This window comes from Vulcanococcus sp. DEBay_Sum29NL08_54, assembly GCF_017859255.1.
In the GTDB taxonomy this organism is placed as follows: Bacteria; Cyanobacteriota; Cyanobacteriia; order PCC-6307; family Cyanobiaceae; genus Vulcanococcus.
In genome coordinates this window covers 1-3,288 of the sequence record NZ_JAFMNJ010000073.1, presented here as the reverse complement: position 1 = coordinate 3,288, position 3,288 = coordinate 1, and the positions used below count along the sequence as shown (strand labels likewise).

Genomic DNA, 3,288 nt, shown 5'->3' with positions numbered 1-3,288 from the left:
GTTCTGACAGGAAGATCGACGGGACAGCTGGCTCCCGCATGCCGCCCCATAGGCGTCGCTCGCTGGCATGGGAGAGGAACAAGCGTTCTTTGGCCCGCGTAATGCCGACGTAGCAAAGGCGCCGCTCCTCCTCCATGGCGGCTGGATCTTCCAGGGATCGATAGCTGGGGAAAAGACCCTGCTCCAGTCCCACCAAGAAGACCACCGGGAATTCCAGACCCTTGCTGGCGTGCAGGGTCATCAAAGTCACCCGGTCCTGCTCGGTGTCCTTGCTGTCGGCATCGCTCGCCAAAGCGGCTGAAGCCAGGAAGTCTTCAAGGGAGCCCTCCTCGTTTTCCTCTTGGTACTGGAGTGCGGCATTGACCAGTTCGTTGAGGTTGCGGCGCCGGTCCTCCGCCTCATCCGTCCCCGCAGCGATCAGCTCAGCGACATAACCGCTTTTCTCCATCGCCAGCTGAACCAACTCCGAGGGAGCCGCCTCTTGGGAGCGATCCTTCAGGTTGTTGATCAACTCACAGAACTGAAGCAGTCCTTTCGCCGAACGACCGCCGAGGGAGCGCACGGCCTCCGGATCGCTGACGACATCCCAAAGCGGAATCCCCAGTTGATTGGCAGCATCCGTCAGCCGTTCAATCGTGGTCTTACCGATACCGCGCTTGGGTGTATTCAGGACCCGCAGCAAGCTCACCGTGTCGGCAGGGTTCACCAACAATTTGAGATACGCGAGCATGTCTTTGATCTCGCGGCGGTCATAGAAGCGCAAGCCACCAACAACCACGTAGGGAATGCCCCAGCGCACCAGGGATTCCTCCATCGCACGGGACTGAGCATTGGTGCGATACAGCACAGCCATATCTCCCCAGCTCAAGTCGGGATGGGCCGCATCCATCATTCGCATGCGGTGAACCACCGCTTCGGCTTCAGCAATCTCGTCATCGCAGCGGGTCAACGTCAGCAGTTCACCTTCACCACGCGTCGGCCTTAAGACCTTGTCGATCCGCTCGCTGTTGTTCGCAATCAGGACATTCGCCGCTTCAAGAATGGTGGCTGTGGAGCGATAGTTCTCCTCCAACTTGACCATGGTCTGGGTGGCCTCATCCGGCGCACCATCACCAAAGTCATCCTGAAAACCCATCAGGATGGTGAAGTCCGCAGCGCGGAAGCTGTAGATGCTCTGGTCGGCATCGCCGACGACAAACACCGAGCGACCCGCCCAGTCGTCAAAGGATTCCGGATCGCGTCCATCCGTGACCAGAAGCTTGATCAGGTCGTACTGGGTGCGGTTGGTGTCCTGGTATTCATCCACCAGAACGTGCCGGAAGCGGCGATGCCAGTAATTGCGGACTTGGTCGTTCTGACGCAGCAACTGCACTGGCAAGAGCAGCAGGTCGTCGAAGTCCAGGGCGTTGTTCGCGGCTAAGGCACGCCGATAGCGGCGATAGGTTTCAGCCATCAACTTGCCCCGTTGCCCGCCCGCGTCGGCCTCGAGCTGCTCCGGCATCCAGCCCTGGTTCTTGGCGTTGCTGATGGCCCAGCGAACCTTCTTGGGCTCAAAGCGTTTGGGGTCGAGCCCCAGCTCCTGGGTGACGATCTCTTTGACCAGGCTCTGGGTATCCCCTTCGTCGTAGATCGAGAACTGCCGAGTCCAGGTGAGCCCCTCTGGATCGCGGAACTTGTCGATGTCAAAGCGCAGCAAGCGCGCAAAGAGGGCGTGGAACGTACCGATCCAGAGGTCCTTGATGACCTCGCGGTAGATCCGCGAACGCAGTTGCCGCTGATCGACAGCCGCCAAGGTGCTCCAGGGCTGTCCGAATTGGCTCTGGGCCAGCTTCTGGGCGAGGAGCAGCTCGAGTCGCTCCTTCATCTCGCGCGCGGCCTTGTTGGTGAAGGTGACCGCCAGCAGCTCAGCCGGATCGACGCCGTGCTGCCCAATCATGTGGGCAATGCGATGGGTCAAGGCGCGGGTCTTACCGCTCCCCGCACCAGCCACCACCAGCAATGGACCTTCGTGGTGGTCCACCGCCTTGCGCTGGGCGTCATTCAGACCCGCCAGAAAGCTCATGAAGCCGCTTGCTGCTGCTCCAGCATCGCTAACTCACGGAAGCTGTCGGAACGTTCCTTCAGTTCGGTGTAGCTGCCGTAGGCCTTAACGCTGCCGTTCTGGAACTCATAGATCCGATCACAGCGCTGAACCGTGCTGAGCCTGTGGGCAATCACGACCGTGGTGCAGCGGCGGCCGATCACCTCAAGCGCTTCAATCACCTCGGACTCCGTACGGTTATCCAAGGCGCTGGTCGCCTCATCCAGCACCAAGAAACTGGCCTGGCGATAGAAGGCACGCGCCAGGGCCAGGCGCTGACGTTGACCACCGGAGAGACGTAAGCCGTTCTCTCCGACCTGGGTGTGAAGGCCATAGGGCAACTCGGCCACAAACTCCTGAAGCTGAGCCGCTTCCAGCGCTTCCCAAACGCGATCGGATTTCACCTGCTCGACCGCCTCACCAAAGGCGACGTTCTCCAGAACGCTGCCATTGAGCAAATTGATTGACTGGGGCACCTGGGCACAGTTGGCCTGCCAGGCCGGCACATCGAGACCTTCCACCGGGATCCCGTCGAGGTCCAAGGCACCGCGGCTGGGATGAAGCAAGCCCAGAAGGATGTTGGCCGTTGTGGTTTTGCCACTTCCGGTGCTCCCGACCAGGGCAATCCTTGAGCCCACTGGGATGGAGAGATTGACGCCCTTCAGCACCCAGTCGTCGGAATGGGGGTAGCGATACCAGACGTCGTGAAGGCGAATCGTGTTGCGCGGGAAGACCCCTGCCGCTGAGGGGACCCCGGGAGTGCGCTGGGTTGGCCTGTCCGCCGGCAAATCAAGCAGTGCCAATGCCCCATCCAGAAGGGGCAGTCCACCACGCAGTTGGGTCAGCGAGCGGAACGCGTCTTGGAGGGGTGGCGTGAGGCGGAGTGCCGCAACGGCGATGGTGGCCAGGAAGGGCAAGATCGCCCTCACCTCGTTCTGATTCCCGCTCAGGAGGGCGGGCATCGCCCCCACCGCGAAAATCATCGTGATTCCAAAGGGCTCGATCAAGCCGCGAGGCAGATCGGGAAGCCACTCAGTCATCCAGGCGTAGCGGCGTGCCCTCTCACCGGACACCTGAAACTGCCGCTCGAAATAGGGCTCAGATCCACTGAGTTGAATATCTCGGATCGATCCCAGGGACTCAAACAGAATGTTCGCAGATTCAGCCTCGAGCCGCATCTTTTGCCGGAAGCCATGGCGGAGCCTGGG

The 3,288-nt window shown here is 60.9% G+C and carries 2 protein-coding genes; both read right to left on the bottom strand.

Annotated features, from left to right (window positions below):
* On the bottom strand, nucleotides 1-2,062 hold a 2,062-nt coding region (locus tag QZ186_RS11550), incomplete at its 3' end, for an ATP-dependent helicase (protein WP_296416985.1).
* The coding region (locus tag QZ186_RS11545) for an ABC transporter ATP-binding protein (RefSeq protein ID WP_296416983.1) at nucleotides 2,059-3,288 on the bottom strand (1,230 nt) is incomplete at its 5' end. The genes QZ186_RS11545 and QZ186_RS11550, both read right to left, overlap by 4 nt.